The following is an 18,208-nucleotide window of genomic DNA, read 5'->3' as shown; positions in this document are numbered from 1 at the left end:
TTTCCTCCTTGGTTGTTGATGGCGCCGGTCACCCGGCAATCTTCTCGTGAGCGGGATCGGCCGTTCGGGCCTTGCCTTGTTGCGGAGAAGTCGAAGGGCCGTCGGTCGGGCCAGGCAGCCTGACGCGACGGCGATACTGGATGGCGTTGAGCAGCACCGCCAACACGATGACCGCGCCCGTGAACACTGTTTGCCAATAGGCGGACACGCCGATGATCACCAGACCATCGGAGAGGAAGCCGATGACGAAGGCCCCGACCAGCGTTCCGCGGATATTACCGCGACCACCGGTGAGCGCGGCGCCGCCGATGACGACGGCCGCGATTGCCGTCAGTTCGTAGGAATTGCCTGCGGTCGGCCCCGCCGAGGTCAGTTCCGAGGACAGGATGAGGCCGGCCACCGAGGCGCATATGCCGGAGAGCATGTAGACAGCCACCTGGACTTTCTTCACCGGCACGCCGGAAAGTTCGGCGGCGCGCTCATTGCCGCCGGAGGCATAGAGCCAGCGGCCGAAGGCGGTGCGATTGAGGATGATGCTGCCGATGATGGCGATGACCGCCATGACCAGCACGCCGATCGGAACCCCGAACAGCCGGTTGAAGCCCAGCCAGTCGAAGCCGGTATTGCCGAGCTCCGGCTTGCCGCCAAGGTCGTTGTAGGTCAGGCCGTTGGTCATCAGCAGCGCCGCGCCACGCACCACATAGAGCATGCCCAGCGTGGCCACGAAGGCCGGCACTTTCAGCCAGGCGATGAGGACGCCGTTGACCAGGCCGACCAGCGCGCCCAGCACACACACCAGCACCACAACCACCCAGACAGGAGGAAACAGCACGACGCCAAGCGTTTGCAACTGCACGCCCTGCATCAGGAATCCGGCGATGACCCCCGACAGGCCGAGCGTCGATCCCACCGACAGGTCGATGCCGCCATTGAGGATGACCAGCAGCATGCCGACCGCCAGTATGCCGAAGATGGCGACATGCGAGGCCATGGTGAGGAAATTGCCGAGCGAAAAGTAATAGGGCGACAGCATCGAGAACACGACGATGATCACGATCAGCGCGAGGAACGCCCGGCCCTCCAGCAACAGCTTGGCCAGGCTGAAGCCGCCGCTCGATGTTTTCGGGCCGGAGCGGCTGCGGTTCTGGCTGACATCGGTCACGGTCTGGGCTCCTGTATTCTTCATGACGAGGCGATCACGGCCTCGCCCGAGGCGGCCATGATCTGCTCTTTCGTGACGCCAGCGCCGAACTCTGCCGAAATCCTGCCCCGGCGCATGACGATGATGCGGTGCGCGATCCCAAGGCATTCGGCGACTTCCGAAGTCGAGAACACGACCGCGAGGCCCTGCGCGGCCCGCTCGCCGAGCAGCCGGAACACTTCCGCCTTGGCGCCGACGTCGATGCCGCGGCTGGGCTCGTCCAGGAGCATGACCTTGGGCTTCGTCGTCAGCATCTTGCCGATGACGACCTTCTGCTGATTGCCGCCGGACAGTGATCCGATGGGCGCGCCTCCGCCCGCGGTCTTGACCCGCACGTCGCGTATGGAACGCTCGACCAGCGAGCGCTCCCGCGACCGGGACAGGAACATCCCGGTGACGAAGGCGCCAATGCTGGCCAGCGACAGATTGGTCCCCACGGACATCGTCTGGACCAGACCGTCGCGTTGCCGGTCCTCGGGCACCAGCACCAGCCCCCTTGATATGCGTTCGGCAATGCCGAGGCGGGAGATGTCCTCGCCCTCCAGCAGAACCCGCCCGCCCGTCACCGGCAGGCGTCCGGCGACACATTCCAGCAATTCCGTGCGCCCGGCGCCCATCAGCCCGTAAATGCAGACGATCTCGCCGGCACGGACATCGAGCGACAGCCGGTCGACGACCAGACGGTCCGAACCCGAGCTATCGGCGATGCTCACATCCTCGATCGACAAGGCGACCTCGCCAAAGGCGTAGCCGTCGGGCGGCGATCCCAGGTCGAAGTTCTCGCCCACCATGTTGCGGACGATCCATTCGAGATCGATATCCTTCGCTTTGGCCGTGGCCGTGATCGTTCCGTCCCGCAGCACCACCGCGTGGTCGGTGATCTGCAGCGCCTCCTCGAGATGATGGGAGATGTAGACGATCGAGACGCCGCGGGCGGTCAGGTCCCGGATCACGCGGAACAGCACCTCGACCTCGGTCGCGCTCAGCGCGGACGTCGGCTCGTCCATGATCAGTATACGCGAATCCACCGACAGCGCGCGCGCGATCTCGACAATCTGCTGCTGCCCAAGGCGCAGATCTTGCACCAGGGTCAGCGGATCGATGTCTTCCTCGAGATCGGCCATCAGCAGTCGCGTCTGACGAGCCTCCTCGGCGAAGTCGAGGCCTGTCCGCCCGCGCAACTCGCGACCCATAAAGATGTTGTCGCGCACGCTCAGATTGGGCGCGAGGCTCAATTCCTGATGGATTATCGAGATGCCGCGGTCCCGCGCATCGACAGTCGACGAGAAAGCGACGGGACGGCCATCGAGTTCGATGCTTCCCGATGTCGGCGTCTCGACACCGGAGAGGATCTTCATCAGCGTCGACTTGCCGGCGCCATTCTCTCCGAACAGCGTGGTGACCTCACCACGGCGGATGTCGAAATTGACGCCCTTGAGAGCGTGCGTGCCGCCATAGGATTTTACGATGTTGCGCGCCGCGAGCACGGTGTCCGCTGGAGCCGGCTCGAATTGTGCTGCCGCATTCATTGAACGCTCAGCTTCACGGGCGTGACGAGCCAGCCTTTGGGGTTGACCAACTTGAAGACGCCGACGACCGAGACCGTCTTACCGGTGAGCTTAGTGTTGTCGATGGTCGACAGGACCTGCTTCTTCATCTCGTTGTTCAGGGCCGATCCGGCGTTCTGATACTCGATCTGGTTGGTGAATTGGCCAAATGTGATCGTACCGGTGGCATCGCGCAGGTCGGTTCCGTTGATCGCCGGCCCGGTCTGCACCCGAATGACCAGGGTGCTCGGAACATCGTCGACCTTGACGGCATAGATGCCGGACTTCCCTTCGCCGACGACGCCGGTGAACTTGACGGAGAATTCCGTCCCGACATTGGCCGGCACGCCATATTGCTTCTCCGCCGCGGCCTTGTCCTTGGCGATGGCCGATGCCAGGACACCGGCGGCCACCGCGCGCTGGTCGACGGCGGACTGGACATTCGGAAACTCGGACTTGCCAAATGCCTCCGGCGAAAACGCAACCTTGCGCGCGTCTTCCGCCGAACCGATTACGACGACCTTGGTGTCGAGAGCCATGGCGGCCAGCAAGACGAGGATTGCGGCCGCGGCGACAATCCAGCGAACCCCCGGCCATCGCACGCCCGGCGTCACGCGCCGATTGATCGTGGACTGCGAGCTCATGGCACGACGACCACGATCAGCTCACGACCACGACTGGCGGCGTTGCTGGATTTCATTCCATCTCCTCCCGAGATGATATTATTATCTTCAGTTGAAAAATTTTTCACGCGTTCGTGTCGTTGTCAATCGGCCTTCGAAGGTATCCGCGTGCAACGGCGCCATCGAGAGACCCTTGCCGCGCAGCAGTTGATCGTGACCGGGAACCAACAGCCAGTGTTCGGAAGCTGCACGGTCTTGCGACTGATGCGCCGGTTCGTCAGCCAACTGCCTAGGCAAGAAATTCCTCACGAGCCGAAACCGTCCCACAGGTCCAGGCCCAAGCACGAAATCGACCATACAATAGTGTTAAGTTCACGTCAAGATATGTGATATTTGGCTCGACTCCCAACGCACCCGGAGACGCGAAATCCGCCAGAGAAGATTAACATACTGTTTTTACAGAGTATTTGTCGAAGACAGGATATTGCGGCGACCCATCGGTCGGGATCAGCGAGCAGATCACAATCGCACGAGATTTTTGTCGCCGAGTTGCGCGACAGCAGCGTCGAGCTCATCCGAAATCCGCTGCGAACCCCAATTCCGAGCCCGGCCCGCAATGGCGGCGATCTGCTTCAAATCGCCCATGGTCAGGGAACCGCCAATGGCAAGCGTCGTGCGCCGCATGACGATATCGGTGAGATGCTCGACGAATTCGTTGCGGACTATGTAGTCGATTTCGGACGTGCCGTAGTCGCTCGCCCCCGGCAGGCGATCTTCATTGCTCCACGGGCTTTGGTGGCGGGCGATCTGCAACGCCTTGGTTCCATAGCGCGACAGAAGCTGGTCGAGACGACGCAGGTCGGCGCCTGTGGCCGACCTGGCCTCGGCCAGCCAGGCGGTCCGGGCGACCGCCTCGGTTGGAAAATCCTTGCCGCCGCCGATCGCCATCGATCGCGTGGTGACCTTGCGGCCGCGTCCCAGCCGATTGAGCACCGTGTTGGCAACCTCTTCGGCAAAGCCGCGAAACGTCGTCCATTTGCCACCGACCAGGGAGATGATCGGAAACGGACGCGAAGGCTCCGGCTCGGCAACCGGCGCCGAATGGTCCCTGCTGATCAAGCCGGGCACAGAGGTGTCGGATGCGGGCAAGGGCCTGATGCCGCTATAGGCATAGACGATCTGATCGCGTCCGAAGCTCATGCCAGGCAGCAGCGCTCGAACGCTTTCGAGCAGATAGTCGATCTCCTGCGGCTCGCAGCGTACCGTGTCGGGATTGTCGGCCTGGATGTCGGTCGAGCCGACGAGCGCGAGACCGAGATAGTCGTAGACAAGGCAGATGCGGCCATCATCGGCTTCGAAATAGAGCATGCGGCCCGCCAGGCTTCGCACCAACTCGTCGTGCTTCAACAGGATGTGCGAGCCCTTTGTGCCGCCGATCATTTTCGACGGCGCGCCGAGCAAGGCGTTGACATCGTCGATCCACGGACCGGCTGCATTGACGACCAGTTTCGGCCGCACCGAAAACACGCCGCTATCCTCGGACTGGCCTGCGCCTTTTGACCGAAAAGTCAGCACGCCATTGGACGAAGAGACCAGCGCCGTGTAATTGGCGGCCGCAGCGAGCATACTTGCCGCCAGCCCGTCTGTGATCAGCTCGAGCACCAGCCTTTCGGGATGACTGATCTTGGCGTCGTAATAGGTGCCGGTGGCGACGATTGACCTGGTCAGCGCCGGCATATCGCGCAGCGCCCGCCGCCGTCCGACCAGCCGGTGGCGCGGCATCACCCTGTGCCGCGACCCGTAAAAATCGTAGATTGCCAGACCGATCTTGATGAGGATGGCGCCGCGGCTGCGCGGCGCGCTGGTCGAGCCCAGCAACGTACGCAGCGCCGCCCACATGCCTTTGCTCCAGGAGAAGATCGGGATGACCGTCGGCAGCGGGCTGACATAGTGCGGCGCGTTCTTCAGCAAGAGATTGCGCTCCAGCGTCGACTGCGCCACCAGTCCGAACTCGCCGGTTTCGAGATATTTGAGACCGCCATGGATCAGCCGCGAGGGCGCCGCACTGGTGCCCGATCCGAAATCGCCCTTGTCGACGATCAGGCAACTGACGCCTTGCGCGCACAGATCGCGAAACAGGCCGGCGCCGTTGATGCCGGCGCCAAGAATGACGACGTCGACCTCGCCCGTCCTGGCCATGGCGGCGATGCGCCCAGTGTGGTCCGGTACGGTGTGGTCCGGTACAGCGGAATGCGACAGGCCGGCGTCGTCGGCAGGGTTCATGACCGGGCCATGTTGACGACACGCAGTTTTACGCCGGCCTGTTCGAGCTTTTGCGCCTGCGCGTCGCTTATGCCGTCGGTCGTCAGCACTGCGTCGAAGCGGGTCAGATCGTCGAAGACATGCAGGGCGACCTTGTCGAACTTGGAATGGTCGACGGCAAGAATGCGTTTGGTCGAGGCGGCAAACATCGCTTGCTTGACCCGCACCACATGCTGGTCCTGGATGAAGGCAGTCGTGCCGGAGATTGCCGAAGCCGAGCAGATCAAAAGATTGGCGCGTAGTTGCGCCACGGCATTCTCGCAGACGATGCCGATATAGGCATTGTAGGTGCGGTGGAACTGACCGCCGAGGCAGATGAAGTCGATGTCGTCGACATTGGTCAGCAGCGCCGCGGTCGCCACGCTGTTGGTGATCACGGTCAATGGCTTGATGTCGAGCAGCAGCGGCGCGATCGCGTTCGCCGTCGTCGAATCGTCCAGCATGACCGCCTGACCTGCTTCGACATAGTCCAGCGCCGCATGTGCCAGCGCATCCTTCTCGGCCCTGCCGACCGTGACCCTGTAGCGGAAAGCGCTTTCATAAAGGCCGGAAGGCTGCACGGTCACCGCACCATGCAGCTTGCGCAGCACGCCCTGATGCGCCAACTGATCGATGTGGCGGTGGATGGTCATGCGCGACACGCCGAAATGCTCAACCAGATCGTCGATGCGCACCTGGCCAAGCTTGATCACATAATCGGCGATTTCCTCGCGCCGTTCGTCGGCCTTGATCATGCAGTTCCCCCGATGCCTTGCCCCGCCAGCCTTTCAATCTCAGGCCAGAGCGGCTTGAGCGATTCGGCAATGCGGCAGTAAAGAGAAAACCGGTCCTCGAAAACAGCGCTCCGCGCTCTGTCGGGCAGATATTCGCGGCTCACCTTGCTGAAGGCGCGCGCTCCCTGTTGCGGCGAGGCAAAAAGGCCAACCGCCGCACCGGCGCAAAGGGCCGAGCCGAAGGCCGCCGCCTCGTCGGTCGAGGTGACGATGACCGGTACGTCGAGCACATCGGCGAACATCTGCGCGAAGGCCGGATTGCGCGACCCGCCGCCGGTAAGCCGCACCTCGCGAACGGCAAAGCCCTCGCGCAGCGCTTCGACATGCGTGCGATGATTGAACACGATGCCTTCCAGCACCGCCTTCAGCATGTCGCCGCGATCGTGCCAGCCATGCAGGCCGAGAAAGCTGGCGCTGGCGGCATTGCCGTAAGGCGAGCCGAACAGATAGGGGTGGAAGAAGATGGTCGACGGCTTGCCAAGCGCCACGTCGATCTCTGCCGCCAGCATTTCGTGGATCGAGCTGCCGGTCCTTCTGGTTTCGTCCTGCTCCGAGCGGCAAAGCGTGTCGAGGAACCAGTCGTAATTCGCCGTCGAGGCCGGCGAGATCGACATGTTGTTCCAACGCCCGCGGTCGATGGCGTTGCGGCAGAACCAGCGCCTGTCGACGCGCGGCTCGGCGGAGACGATTTCGTTGATCGAATAAGTGCCGGCGACGATGCTGACCACGCCCTCCTCGTGGCCGCCCATGCCAAGCGCCGAGGCCGTGACATCGTGCAGGCCGCACGCGACCGGCGTGCCTTCGGCTAGCCCGGTGAGCGCCGCTGCATCGGCGGTGACGTGGCCGACGATATCGGCCGAATGCGCCACCGGTGGCAACGCCTCGAACAATTCCTCAAGGCCGAAGATGCGCATCGCTTCCGGCGCAAAATTTTGCGTGCGCATATCGGTGAAGGACGTGCTCGCCTCAGTGAGGTCGGTGCCGATGGTTCCGGTCAGGCAAAAACGCAGCCAGTCCTTGCAGGCGAATATGTGAGCTATCCGGTTGAAGCGTTCCGGATCGTGCTCCCGCAACCAGACCAGCAGCGACGACGGCGAGGATGCGTGCGGCACCTGGCCGGTCACGGCGAGCGCCTCGGCGAACACAGGACCTTGCGACCATCTGTCGACGATATCGCCTGCCCGGCTGTCCAGCGACAATATGCCGGGGCCGAGCGGCCGGCGCTCCCTGTCGAGCAGGTAGACGCCGTCGCCATGCGCGGTCGCCGCCACCGCCTCGATGTCGCTGGCCGGCCTGCCGCTCAAGGCAATCGCCTCGCCGATCGCCTCGGCGGTCGCTTGCCAGAGGCCCGCCATGTCGCGTTCGACCCAGCGCGCATGCGGCATGGATTGCGGCACACGCCGTCGCGCCACCGCCAATTGCGAGCCGTCGGCATCGAAGATCACTGCCTTCGTCACCGTCAGGCCGTTGTCGATCCCAAGCAGGCTGGACATGGCTCCCTCTGGCTCAGCGCTTGCCGATACGCATCGCGAACTCGTCCTCGCGCCAACTAGAGCAAAGGATGTTCACGTCGAACCATCTGCGTGCCGGTAGACATCATGGACCCATCCCTCGTCGGGCAGCCGCCTGGCGACCGCAACACCACTTCTGCCGTCCCGCCGCAAGAGCAGGATTCTGACGCGCTGCGCTTTGACGCCGGCGGAAGAAGGCTGCGGCTTCATCCCTGTCGATGGCGTGGATTCCCTTTTGGTCGCGATGCCCTGTGGATACAGAGACGGCGAACAAGCCGCGTTTGAACATGGCAGCGAGAATACGAACCAACGGAATCGACCATACTATGGTGTTAAATTAACGTCAATGAGTGTGATTTTCGAGGGGCTAGTCCGCAAATATGGCTATTGGGCCGTTGCAGCGTCGCAACGAGTGGTATCCGACAGCCTGTTGCCAACAGTCGGCGACTCTTTGCACGTATGGCGGTTGTCAACCAGCCAGAGCTTCAGGCCGGACCCGGCTTCCGGTTTGAGCCAGACGCTCAAAGACGGCTTCAAACAATATAGCTTTCTATTTCACGCCGGGCATGAGCGAGACACTACCCTGACAGCGGGCTACTCGGCTACACCAAGGAATTGCATTGCCGAATTGGGGGAAGCATCCATGACATCGACGCCCGTCCGACTGACCGCCGCGCCGCTGCGGACGCAGGACATTGCCGCCATCGCCCGCCGCCATTCATTGGTCGAGGTCTCTCCCGAGGCGGACGCCCTGATCCGCGCCAGCCGCGCGGTGATCGAACGCCATGCGGCGGAGAACCGTCCGGTCTACGGGCTGACCACCGCGCTGGGCGCCGCCGTGGATACGCCGCTGAGCGGGGAGGATCTGATCGCCTATCAGCGGCGGGTTTCTTTCGGTCATGCGGTCGGTTTCGGGGAGGCTTTGCCGCGGGAGGCGGTGCGCGCGATGATGGCGGTGCGGATCGCCGGCATGGCTGCCGGCGGCACCGGCATTTCGCCTGCCGTGTTCGAGGGGCTTGTCGCCGCGCTGAACGCCGGCCTGCATCCGGTGGTGCCGTCGCTCGGCTCGCTGGGTGCGGCCGATCTCGCGCCGCTTGCCCATATGACGCTGGGCCTGCTTGGCCACGGCCAGGCGGAGTATGGCGGCGAGACCATGCCGGCGGCCGAGGCGCTCGAACGCGCCGGGCTGAAGCCGCTCGACATCCATGCCAAGGACGGCCACGCCATCATCGTCGCCAACAGCCTGTCTGTCGCCCAGGCCTGCCTGGCGCTGGAGGACATTGAGCGGGCCTTCGAGTGGTCGCTCAGGGCTGTCGCACTGAATTTGGAGGCATTCCGCGCCAATGTCAGTTCGCTCGACGATTCGGCCATGGCGGCACGGCCCGCCTTCGGCCAGAGAGCGGTGGCGGCACGGTTGCGTGAGCTATTGTCGGGCAGCACGCTGTTCAAGGAAGGCGCTGCCCGCCGGATCCAGGATCCGCTGAGCTATCGCTGCGTGCCGCAGGTCTGGGGCGCGCTTCGCCACGCGATCGACGAGGCCAGGGCCGCGACCGAGATCGAATTGGCCAGTTCCGGCGACAATCCGGTCGTCCTGGCCGGGGAGGACCGGATTGTCTCGCATGGCAATTTCGACATGACCGCTTTCGTCCTGTCCTGGGAGCGGCTGAGCCAGGCGTTGGCGCATGCGGCGGCGGGCATCGCCAACCGGACGATCAAACTCATGTCCCCTGCGGTAGCCGGCCTGCCGCGTTTCCTGGCGGCAAACGGCCAGAACCGCATGGGTTTTGCCATTTTGCAGAAACCCGTTTCAGCGATGGAAGCCGAAATCCGCTTTCTCGCCAGCCCGATCTCTTTGACCCCGATCGCGGTTTCGGACTGGGTCGAGGATCAGTCGTCGATGGCGCCGGCGGTCATCGCCAAGGTCAACCAGATCGTCGAGCGATTCCGCTACCTCGTCGCCATGGAGCTCATCTCTGCGGCTTACGCCGCCGAGATCCGGGGTGTAGCGGACAGATTGGGCCGCGGCGCCGACGAGGCCTACAGGACGGTGCGCGAACGGGTTGCTCCCCTCGAGGAGGACCGGGAGTTGGGCTGCGATGTCGCCAGCATCGCCGCCATGATCGCGCAATCCTGTTCCTAGTCGATGTCGAAGGAGACGCCCTGGGCAAGCGGCAGCGCCTTGGAATAATTCACCGTATTGGTGGCGCGGCGCATATAGGCCTTCCAGGCATCGGAGCCCGACTCTCGACCGCCGCCGGTTTCCTTCTCGCCGCCGAAGGCGCCGCCGATCTCGGCTCCCGACGTGCCAATGTTGACGTTGGCGATGCCGCAATCCGAGCCGTCGACGCCGAGGAAGCGCTCGGATTCCTGCAGGTCGCGGGTGAAGATCGACGACGACAGGCCGGCGCCGACCGCATTGTGCTCGTCGAGCACGGCGTCGAAGTCCGAGTATTTCATCACATAGAGGATCGGCGCGAAGGTCTCTTCGGTCACCGGCGAAACCTGGCTTTGCATTTCGACCAAGGCAGGATGCACATAGTAAGCGTCGGGGTGGCCGTTCTCGACGCGCGCGCCGCCGGTCACCTTGCCGCCATGCGAAACCGCTTCCTTCAGCGCCTTCTGCATATTCTCGAAAGCCGCCTTGTCGATCAGCGGACCGACCAGCGCCGATGTCTCCAGCGGATTGCCGACCGAAACGCTCTCATAGGCTTTCTTCAGCCGCGGCACCAAGGCGTCGTAGACGCTGTCATGCACGAACAGGCGCCGCAGCGTCGTGCAGCGCTGGCCAGCCGTGCCCATGGCGCCGAAGGCGATGGCGCGCAGCGCCATGTCGAGATCGGCCGTCGGGCAGACGATGCCGGCATTGTTGCCGCCGAGCTCCAGCACGGCGCGCGCAAACCGCTTCGCCAGGCGCGGCCCGACATCCCTGCCCATGCGGGTCGAGCCGGTGGCCGAGACCAGCGGCACCTTGGGATGGTCGACCAGGATTTCACCGACGGCGCGATCGCCGATCAGCACCGGCGCCAGTCCCTCGGGAGCATCGCCAAAACGCTTGGCCGCGCGCTTGAAGATCGCCTCGCAGGCAAGCGCGGTCAGCGGCGTCTTTTCCGACGGCTTCCACACCACCGCATCGCCGCAAACCAGCGCCAGTGCCGCGTTCCACGACCACACCGCGACCGGGAAGTTGAAGGCCGAGATGACGCCGACCACGCCCAGCGGATGCCAGGTCTCCATCATGCGGTGTCCCGGGCGTTCGGTGGCGATGGTCAAGCCATAGAGCTGGCGGGAAAGGCCGACAGCAAAATCGCAGATGTCGATCATCTCCTGCACCTCGCCAAGCCCCTCGGACGGAATCTTGCCGACCTCGATCGACACCAGCCGGCCGAGCTCGGCCTTGTGCGCGCGCAGTTCCTCGCCGAGCAGCCGCACCAGTTCGCCGCGCCTCGGCCCCGGCACCAGCCGCCAGGCCTGGAAGGCCTTGTGGGCGGCATCGATGGTCCTTGCCGCCTCGGCCGGCGAAATCGTCTTCAGCGCCGCGATCTGTTCACCGGTCACCGGGCTGCGCACGATGAGGTCGCCACCGACAAGCGCGTCCTTGGCGACGCCCAATTTGGCCAGGAGATCGGCCGCTTCCTTCGCAATCGTCATATTTTTCCCTTTCAGGTCCGTCGCTCAAAGGACGGAGGTCAAAGCCTTGCGCCGTGCGCCATCGGGCACATCAGGCGCTGTCATGGCGTGGCATTACGCGTTTCGGGGAAAAATCGCCACCCCGGCATGGTCGAAGGTGTGTTGAGATTCAGGTCAGGCTGAGTCGAAAATGACGGTTTCCGAGAACCGGAGCGGAGCGTACTCAAAGTACGTGAGCACCGGAAGCGCAGGAAATCGCCATTTGCAGGCCAGCCTCACCTGAATATCAACAGGCCTTAGGCCGGGATCAGACCGTTGAACCAGGTTCAGAGCGCCTTTCGGGAAGCCCCCTGGGCCGCGCCGTCCTTCATCAGCCGGTCGATATGCATGCGGATGTGGGCGGCCTCGGCGGCCGTATTGGCAAGCGCGATGGCGCGGTCGAAGGCAGTGCGTGCCTCATCGCCCCGGCCAAGCTGCATCAACAGGCCGCCCTTGAGGCCGAAGAAGTGGAAATAGCCGGATAGCTTTTGTTCCAGCGGCTCGATCATGGCAAGTGCTGCTTCCGGCCCGCGCACCTTGGCGACCGCGACGGCGCGATTGAGCGTCACCACCGGCGACGGCTGCATTTGCTCGAGCAGGCTGTAGAGCAGGTCGATCTCGGTCCAGTCGGTATCCTCGGGCTTTGCCGCCCGCGCATGCAGCGCGGCGATCGCCGACTGCACCTGGTAAGGCCCGGGCTTCTGGTGGCGCAGCGCCTTGTCGACCAGCGCCAGCCCCTCGTCGATCATCTTGCGGCTCCACAGGCTGCGGTCCTGGTCCTCGAGCAGCACGATCTCGCCATTCTCGTCGAAGCGCGCCGGCGCACGCGCATGCTGGAGCAGCAGCAGCGCCGTCAGGCCCATGATCTCCGGCTCGGTCTGAAACAGCCGCAGAAGCAACCTTGCCAGCCGGATCGCCTCTTCGCAGAGCGGGGCGCGGGCCGGAGCCTCGCCACTATTGGTCGAATAGCCTTCGTTGAAGATCAGATAGACCATGGCGGCGACAGCGGCGAGCCGTTCCGAGCGCTCGACCGCACCGGGCGTCTCGAACGGCACGCCGGCATCTGCAATGCGCGCCTTGGCGCGGGTGATGCGCTGCTCCATGGCGCTTTCGCCGACAAGGAAGGCGCGGGCGATCTGCTTGACCGTCAGGCCGGAGACGATGCGCAATGCCACGGCGATCTGCTGCGTGGCCGGCAGATCGGGATGGCAGCAGATGAACAGCAGCCGCAAGATGTCGTCGCGGTAGTGCGCGCCGTCCAGCCGCTCGGCGATATCGGTTTCGGCATCCTCAAGGTCGGAGATCTGGTCTTCCTCCGGCAGCGGCGCCTGCTTGGCGCGCTTGCGCACCGCATCGATGCCGCTGTTGCGGCCGACAAAGATCAGCCAGGCCGCCGGATCGCGCGGCGGGCCATTCTTCGGCCAGTTGTTCAACGCTCTCAGGCATGCATCCTGGAAAGCCTCTTCCGCGGCATCGAGATCGCGAAAGTAGCGCAGCAGCGCGCCCATCGCCTGTGGGCGGGCGGTGCTGATCGCCGTGCTGATCCAGGTAAGGTCGGTCATGCGGAAACCTTGGCGGGATTGAAGAGCGAAACCGGCCGTATCTCGTAGGAGCCGCCGCTGGGATTGACCTCGGAAAGCTCGCGCGCGAAATCGACCGCCTCATCGAGATCGTTGCATTCGAGCGTGTAGAAACCGAGGAATTGTTCCTTGGTTTCGGCAAATGGTCCGTCGATGACGACCGCTTCGCCCTTGACCTTCCTCAGCGTTGTCGCGGCCGTCGTCGGCAGCAGCCGCGCCACCGGGCCAAGCCGGCCGGCTTGAGCGTATTTTTCCTGCACGCCGAGAAGTTTCGTCATGACCTCGTCATCCTGTTCCTTGCTCCAGGAGCAGACGACGTCTTCAGAAGCGTAGCAGAGGATAGCGTAGAGCATGGGATGTCCTTTTCTCCGTCAAAGGACGAAACACTAGGACTGATCCCGACAGTGCGTCGATAAAAAAATCGCCCTGCCACGGAGACACAAGCCGTCGACAGGCCGAACCTAGCAGCCCTCCCACGCCTTCAGCCATCTCAGGACGAGCGCTTCCTCGTCATCGAGGCCTTGTATCGACCGCTTCCTTCTGTTCGCCTCCGTCATTTCGCCGAGCAGCCGTCCTTCGGACCAAGCGTCGAAGACTTGCGGATGGATGTAGCATTTGCGGCAGACGGCGCGCGTATTGCCAAGCCGCTCGGCCACCTTGTCGATGACGCCGTTGATCACCCGCTTCTGTTGTGCCGGGCTTTCAGGGCGCTCCGTCTGCGCAAACAGCGACGCGGCATGGATGGTGCCGCCCCAGGTGCGGAAATGCTTTGAACTGAAATCGGCTCCGGCCTTGTCCCTGATGTAGCGGTTGACGTCGTCGGAGCGGATCGGCCGCCTGTTTCCGTCCTCGTCGAGATACTGGAACAGCTTCTGGCCCGGCAAATCCTGGGCGCCACGCACGATGCGCGCGATCCGGCGATCGACGAGTTTCAGCTTCCATTCCTTGCCGGACTTACCTTTGAAAGCAAAGCGCAGGCTTGAGCCCTTGATGTCGACATGCCGGTCACGCAGCGTGGTCAGCCCAAAGCTGTTATTGTCACGAGCGTAGGCGGCATTGCCGACGCGGATCATAGTGTTGTCGAGCAGCCAGACCACAGCAGCGACAACCCGCTCCAGCGGCAGGCCGCGACGGCGCAGATCGGCGTCGATCTGGCGTCGCAGTTCAGGCAGGCTTTCTGCAAAGGCAATCAGGCTCGAATATTTAACGCCGTCCCGCTCCTCGGCCCATTGTGCATGATAGCGATATTGCTTGCGTCCGCGTTGGTCCCGGCCCGTTGCCTGGATATGGCCGTTGGCGTCTGGCGAAATCCACACATCGGTCCAGGCTGGCGGTATTGCGAGCGCCTTGATGCGCGCGACGGCATCCTCACTCACGGCTCGTCTGTTCGGCCCTTTGTACGAAAATCCCTTGCCGGTCCTGACACGACGGATGCCGGGCTCGGCGTCGCTGACATAGGCGAGCGAAGCTCGGTCGGCGGAGGCTTCGCCGCCGTTCCTCGGCGCCCCATTCTTCGACGCCCCATTCTTCGACGCCCCATTCTTCGACGCGTTGCCCGATATGGTGGCCAATCGGCCTGACGGCGACTCCGATTTGTCCAGCATGTCCTCTCCATGGAAAAATTTCCCATAGATAAGCGCCGGACCGGCCGCTGGTTCCGGCTCCTGGCTTTTGGACTGCTATCAGGCCTTCTCGAGCACGACGGGGATGACGTCGACGGCTTGCTCGCCGACCTGCCCGCCTGTCGTCTTCAGGACGCCGACGATCGGCGCCACATCCGAATAGTCGCGGCCATGGCCGACGGTGATGTGGTCGTTGCTGGCCCGCATCCCGTTGGTCGGATCGAATTCCTGCCAGCCGGCATCGCGCCCGCACCACACCTTGACCCACGCATGCATGGCGTCGGCGCCCTCGAGCCGCGGCTTGCCCTTCGGCGGGATGGTGCGCAGGAAGCCGCTGACATAGCCGGCCGGAATGCCGAGCCCTCGCAGGCCGGCGATCATGATGTGGGAAAAGTCCTGGCACACCCCCCGCTTCAGGCCGAAAGCGTCGCTGGCCCGGGTGCGCACCGTGGTCGCCTCGCCGTCATAGGTGAAATCGTGGTGGATGCGGTTGCACAGGTTCATCGCCGTGCTGACAGCCGAGCTGCCGGCACTACCGCGTGCGTAGGCCGTGATAGCAGCGTCGATGCCGGCGTGATCGCTGGCAGCCAGGAAGTGATGCGGCGATCCGGGCGAGAGCGATCGCACCGCATCGAGTTCCTCCCGCAGCCGGCGAATGTCGGGCGACACGTCCAGACCAATCTCCGGCCGCGAGACCGAAACCCGCGCGCTCATCCTGATGTCGAGCGCATCATGCACGTCGCGAAAGGCGATCGAGGTGACGCTGTTGCCGAAGAAATCGGAAAAATCCGAGCGTTCGCCCGGCGCCGGCGCAAACGACAGCGAAGCGGCGATCACGCGCTGCACGCCTGATATCGTCGACGGCAGCACGCGGACCTGATGGCGGCCGCCGCCGGCCGCCGCATCGTAGTCGTAGCTGAGATGAAGCCTGATGTCGTAAAGCATGCTTACCCGAAATAGGCTTTGGCAAGGCTGCTGTAGAGACCGCCTATCTCATTGGCGAGATCGTCGAGCGCCTTTGCCGTCATATCCGAAGGCTCCTTGATGGCGATGGCCGTGTTGAGCTGCAATATCTCTTTCGCCGCCAGCGACATGTGCCCCTCCCCGCCGACAGCGGGCAACAGCGCGATTTCGGCCTTCAGCCGTTCGAGCTGGAACAGGATCGAACGCGGGTTGAGCGGATCGAGCACCAGGAGATCAATCACCGTGCGCCGGCCGGCCTGCACTGGATACTGCCGCCGGTGGGTCATGACGCTGTCGCCGATCTCCAGCATCATGTCGAGCGCACCGTCCGGCGCCGCCGTCCCGGTCAGCCGGGCAAGCGTGCGGGCGATCTGGATGCCGCGCTCCAGGCGCCGACCGATCTCCAGGAAACGCCAGCCGGTGAAGCGATACATATTCTCATGCAGCAGGCCGGAAAACCCGGCGAGCTTGCGCAGCATGACCGTCATCGCTCGCGTCGCATCATCGCCCGGCGCCACCGTCTCCGCGAATTGGTGAATGGTCTTCGACAGATCCTTCAGCGCCAGCCAGCCGTCGGGCGAGAACCGGTCGCGGATCTGCCCGGCGCTATAGACGGCGCTGTCCAGCGTCGAGATCAGCCCCGAAGGGATTGCCGATTGAACGTCGATGCCGAAAGGTTCGAGATAGTCCCTGATATCGGCAAGCAAGGGAATCTCCGGATCGGAGGTCTCCGCCAGCCGCACATGATAGGCGCGCAGGATGCGCACCGTGTCTTCCGAGCGCTCGATATAGCGGCCGAGCCAAGTCAGGTTCTCCGCCGAGCGGCTGGGCAGGCTGCCCGGCATGGTGCGGGTGAAGCTGTCGTGCTCCTGCGGCAGCAGCGTCTCGCGCTCGACAGGCCTGTCGCTGATCACCCACACATCCGCCGCCTGACCGCCGCGCTGCATGGCGATCGCCGTCGGATCGAGCGAAAAGCCGACCCGGGCAAAGCCGCCCGGCATCACCGTCCAGCCTTCCGGCGTGCGCGCCAGATAGACGCGCAGGCTTGCCGGCCGTGGCTCCAGTCGGCCGCCGACATAGACCGGGGTGGTCGAAAGCGTCACCGCTTCCTGACCGACGAAATCGCCGCCGTCCCGTTCGATCCGCGCGATCAGTTCGGCCCGCTCCTCGTCGGACAACGCCGAGCCGAGTTTGGTCAAATTGTCGTCCTCGAAGGCAAGCCGCGTCGACAGCGCCGGACCGATCACCATGCGGTCGAAATTGGCGAGCACGTGCCGGCGTTCGCTCTCCTGCCCGCACCACCAGGTGGCGACGCTGGGCAACAAAAGCGCCTCGCCCCGCAATTCGCGCGCAACCTTCGGCAGGAAGGAGAGCAACGCCCGTGTCTCCATCAGGCCGGAACCGAGCGCATTGACCGCCGAAACGGCACCGCGCCGGATCGCCTCGACCAGCCCCGGCGTGCCGATCTGCGACTCCGGCCTGAGTTCGAGCGGGTCGGCGAAGGCGGCGTCCAGCCGCCGCCACAGCACGCTGACCGGCATCAGGCCCGAAACGGTGCGCACCATCAGCCTGCCGCCGGAGACGGTCAAATCCTCGCCTTCAAGCAGCATGATGCCGAGATAGCGCGCGATATAGGCATGTTCGTAATAGGTTTCGTTGAGCGGCCCCGGCGTCAGGATGGCGACGCGGCCACCGGACACGTTGGCCATGCCGTTCAACGCGTCGCGAAAGCGGCGGAAGAAGCCGGCAAGGCGGTGCACATGCATCTCGCCATAGATGTCGGACAGCGCCCGCGTCGTGGCGACGCGGTTTTCAAGCGCGAAGCCCGCGCCCGATGGCGCCTGCGTGCGGTCGCCCAGAACCCACCAGCGGCCGTCAGGACCGCGGCCAAGCTCGAAGGCGCAGAAATGCAGGAAATGCCCACTGGCAGGCCTGACACCGACCACCGGCCGCAAATATTCCGGGCTCGCCGCGATCAGCCCCGCCGGCAGGATGCCCTTCTCGACCAGCCGGTTCGGCCCGTAGATGTCGGCAAGCGTTTCCTCGAACAGATCGGCCCGCTGGACCAGGCCGGCGCTGATGTCGGCCCATTCCTTCTCCTCGATCAGCAGGGGGACATGCGCCAGCGGCCATTCCCGCTCATTGGCGCCGGCCTTGTCGTAGACGCGGTAGTAGACGCCGGCGTCGCGCAGATACTGGTCGGCGCGGGCGAAGCGCTGGCCGAGCTTTTCCGGCCCCAGTTCTTCCAGCGCCTCGATGAAGTCCTTCCAGACCGGGCGGGGGTTGCCCGATGCATCGACCATCTCGTCGACGACGCCGTCGATCGGCTGGTAGTGTTCCAGCAGACTATGGACCAGCGGCTTGCCGCGTAGTTTTTTCTGATTCCCCTTTGCCATCGTT

Annotated in this window: 13 protein-coding genes; 1 reads left to right on the top strand and 12 read right to left on the bottom strand. The window is 64.0% G+C overall.

The features are described 5' to 3' along the window. Positions 1-28 precede the first annotated feature (28 nt). The 6 genes from C9427_RS13370 to C9427_RS13345 all read right to left on the bottom strand — a co-directional run bounded on the left by C9427_RS13370 (position 29) and on the right by C9427_RS13345 (position 7,959). Positions 29-1,186: an ABC transporter permease gene (locus tag C9427_RS13370; RefSeq protein ID WP_165779579.1), complete on the bottom strand. Its 1,158-nt coding sequence runs from the start codon at positions 1,184-1,186 to the stop codon at positions 29-31. Continuing rightward, the gene (locus tag C9427_RS13365) at positions 1,183-2,730 is read right to left on the bottom strand and encodes a sugar ABC transporter ATP-binding protein (RefSeq protein WP_107649630.1); all 1,548 of its coding nucleotides are present in this window, start codon (positions 2,728-2,730) and stop codon (positions 1,183-1,185) included. Before C9427_RS13365 ends, C9427_RS13370 begins: the two co-directional genes overlap by 4 nt. Further along, complete coding sequence (locus tag C9427_RS13360; RefSeq protein ID WP_107649629.1) at positions 2,727-3,392, bottom strand: DUF2291 family protein; 666 nt, start codon at positions 3,390-3,392, stop codon at positions 2,727-2,729. The genes C9427_RS13365 and C9427_RS13360 overlap by 4 nt, the downstream gene beginning before the upstream one ends. A gap of 498 nt (positions 3,393-3,890) precedes the next feature. Continuing rightward, on the bottom strand, positions 3,891-5,654 hold the full coding sequence (locus tag C9427_RS13355) for a glycerol-3-phosphate dehydrogenase/oxidase (protein WP_167434337.1): 1,764 nt from the start codon (positions 5,652-5,654) through the stop codon (positions 3,891-3,893). Next, positions 5,651-6,427 carry a DeoR/GlpR family DNA-binding transcription regulator gene (locus tag C9427_RS13350; RefSeq protein WP_107649628.1) on the bottom strand — a complete coding sequence of 259 codons (777 nt, stop codon included), beginning with the start codon at positions 6,425-6,427 and terminating at the stop codon, positions 5,651-5,653. The genes C9427_RS13355 and C9427_RS13350 overlap by 4 nt, the downstream gene beginning before the upstream one ends. Continuing rightward, complete coding sequence (locus C9427_RS13345; RefSeq protein ID WP_107649627.1) at positions 6,424-7,959, bottom strand: FGGY-family carbohydrate kinase; 1,536 nt, start codon at positions 7,957-7,959, stop codon at positions 6,424-6,426. Before C9427_RS13345 ends, C9427_RS13350 begins: the two co-directional genes overlap by 4 nt. A gap of 661 nt (positions 7,960-8,620) precedes the next feature. Here C9427_RS13345 and C9427_RS13340 point away from each other — a divergent pair. Next, positions 8,621-10,117: an HAL/PAL/TAL family ammonia-lyase gene (locus C9427_RS13340; RefSeq protein WP_107649626.1), complete on the top strand. Its 1,497-nt coding sequence runs from the start codon at positions 8,621-8,623 to the stop codon at positions 10,115-10,117. On the opposite strand, the gene amaB is transcribed toward C9427_RS13340, so the two are convergent. The 6 genes from amaB to C9427_RS13310 form a co-directional block, all read right to left on the bottom strand. Next, complete coding sequence (gene amaB, locus C9427_RS13335) at positions 10,114-11,625, bottom strand: L-piperidine-6-carboxylate dehydrogenase (protein ID WP_107649625.1); 1,512 nt, start codon at positions 11,623-11,625, stop codon at positions 10,114-10,116. The genes C9427_RS13340 and amaB overlap by 4 nt on opposite strands. A 305-nt stretch (positions 11,626-11,930) precedes the next feature. Further along, positions 11,931-13,205, bottom strand: a complete 1,275-nt coding sequence (locus C9427_RS13330) for an RNA polymerase sigma factor (RefSeq protein ID WP_107649624.1) — start codon at positions 13,203-13,205, stop codon at positions 11,931-11,933. After that, the gene (locus C9427_RS13325) at positions 13,202-13,576 is read right to left on the bottom strand and encodes a YciI family protein (protein ID WP_107649623.1); all 375 of its coding nucleotides are present in this window, start codon (positions 13,574-13,576) and stop codon (positions 13,202-13,204) included. Before C9427_RS13325 ends, C9427_RS13330 begins: the two co-directional genes overlap by 4 nt. A gap of 108 nt (positions 13,577-13,684) precedes the next feature. After that, positions 13,685-14,827 (bottom strand): DNA topoisomerase IB, encoded by a 1,143-nt coding sequence (locus C9427_RS13320; protein ID WP_107649622.1) that lies wholly within the window; start codon positions 14,825-14,827, stop codon positions 13,685-13,687. A gap of 78 nt (positions 14,828-14,905) precedes the next feature. Beyond that, positions 14,906-15,790: a transglutaminase family protein gene (locus C9427_RS13315; RefSeq protein WP_097572135.1), complete on the bottom strand. Its 885-nt coding sequence runs from the start codon at positions 15,788-15,790 to the stop codon at positions 14,906-14,908. 2 nt (positions 15,791-15,792) lie between these two features. Then, entirely contained in the window at positions 15,793-18,204 is a 2,412-nt protein-coding gene (locus C9427_RS13310; RefSeq protein WP_107649621.1) for a circularly permuted type 2 ATP-grasp protein, read from the bottom strand. Positions 18,205-18,208 lie beyond the last annotated feature (4 nt).

It is taken from the genome of Mesorhizobium helmanticense, from assembly GCF_003034915.1.
GTDB lineage: Bacteria > Pseudomonadota > Alphaproteobacteria > Rhizobiales > Rhizobiaceae > Mesorhizobium > Mesorhizobium helmanticense.
This window is presented reverse-complemented; position numbering and strand designations above follow the sequence as displayed.

Bases quoted from the DNA above. Each gene is read 5' to 3' on its own strand.
- C9427_RS13370 (WP_165779579.1), bottom strand. From the start codon at position 1,186: ATGAAGAATACAGGAGCCCAGACCGTGACCGATGTCAGCCAGAACCGC.
- C9427_RS13365 (WP_107649630.1), bottom strand. From the start codon at position 2,730: ATGAATGCGGCAGCACAATTCGAGCCGGCTCCAGCGGACACCGTGCTC.
- C9427_RS13360 (WP_107649629.1), bottom strand. From the start codon at position 3,392: ATGAGCTCGCAGTCCACGATCAATCGGCGCGTGACGCCGGGCGTGCGA.
- C9427_RS13355 (WP_167434337.1), bottom strand. From the start codon at position 5,654: ATGAACCCTGCCGACGACGCCGGCCTGTCGCATTCCGCTGTACCGGAC.
- C9427_RS13350 (WP_107649628.1), bottom strand. From the start codon at position 6,427: ATGATCAAGGCCGACGAACGGCGCGAGGAAATCGCCGATTATGTGATC.
- C9427_RS13345 (WP_107649627.1), bottom strand. From the start codon at position 7,959: ATGTCCAGCCTGCTTGGGATCGACAACGGCCTGACGGTGACGAAGGCA.
- C9427_RS13340 (WP_107649626.1), top strand. From the start codon at position 8,621: ATGACATCGACGCCCGTCCGACTGACCGCCGCGCCGCTGCGGACGCAG.
- amaB (WP_107649625.1), bottom strand. From the start codon at position 11,625: ATGACGATTGCGAAGGAAGCGGCCGATCTCCTGGCCAAATTGGGCGTC.
- C9427_RS13330 (WP_107649624.1), bottom strand. From the start codon at position 13,205: ATGACCGACCTTACCTGGATCAGCACGGCGATCAGCACCGCCCGCCCA.
- C9427_RS13325 (WP_107649623.1), bottom strand. From the start codon at position 13,576: ATGCTCTACGCTATCCTCTGCTACGCTTCTGAAGACGTCGTCTGCTCC.
- C9427_RS13320 (WP_107649622.1), bottom strand. From the start codon at position 14,827: ATGCTGGACAAATCGGAGTCGCCGTCAGGCCGATTGGCCACCATATCG.
- C9427_RS13315 (WP_097572135.1), bottom strand. From the start codon at position 15,790: ATGCTTTACGACATCAGGCTTCATCTCAGCTACGACTACGATGCGGCG.
- C9427_RS13310 (WP_107649621.1), bottom strand. From the start codon at position 18,204: ATGGCAAAGGGGAATCAGAAAAAACTACGCGGCAAGCCGCTGGTCCAT.